This is a genomic window from Vibrio sp. 1288, from assembly GCF_033344475.1.
The window spans coordinates 1-650 of record NZ_JAWPOX010000638.1; the positions used below are offsets into that span (position 1 = coordinate 1).

Below are 650 nucleotides of genomic sequence, written 5' to 3' on the forward strand. Positions count from 1 at the left end.
TCTTCGGTGGTGGTCTCGCTTATAAACTTCATGAGCAACAAGCCGATTACCAAGCCCAAATCGCTCAGCTACAAAACCAACTAGAAAAAGCGCAAGCTTCGATGAAGCAAGAGCTAAACCAAGTTAAAGAAGAAACCATCGAGAAAGCGACCACAGTAACGCACAAAGCAGAAGTGGTGCTTGGTCAACAACAAAAGAGCATTGAAAGTTTACAACTCGCCGTCGCAGATGTGAAAGGCCGACGTCCAAACGACTGGCTATTGGCAGAGGCCGATTACCTTGTGAAGTTGGCTGGTCGTAAACTGTTCTTAGAGCATGACGTAGAAAGCGCAACTCAACTAATGGAAAGCGCAGACCAACGTATTGCCGCGCTAAACGACCCAAGCTTAGTTAAACTGCGTAAAGCGATGGCAAACGACATTACCAAACTGCGCACTGTCCCATTGATTGACCGTGACGGTCTTGTTCTGCGTTTAACCGCTCTACAGCAGCAAGTAGATAAGTTACCTCTAGCAAATGCACTACTGCCGGAAGCCCAAGTCGTTGCTCAACATGAAGTATCAGAAGACATTTCAAACTGGCAAGATAATTTAATGACCTCTCTGAAAGACTTCTCTGAGAACTTTATTACTTTCCGTACTCGCGATGGC

Annotated in this window: 1 protein-coding gene; it reads left to right on the plus strand. The window is 46.0% G+C overall.

Annotation, left to right across the window (positions count from 1 at the left end; all coding sequences use genetic code 11):
• A partial coding sequence (locus R8O11_RS28490) for a uroporphyrinogen-III C-methyltransferase (protein ID WP_318195029.1) occupies positions 1–650 on the plus strand: 650 nt, incomplete at both ends.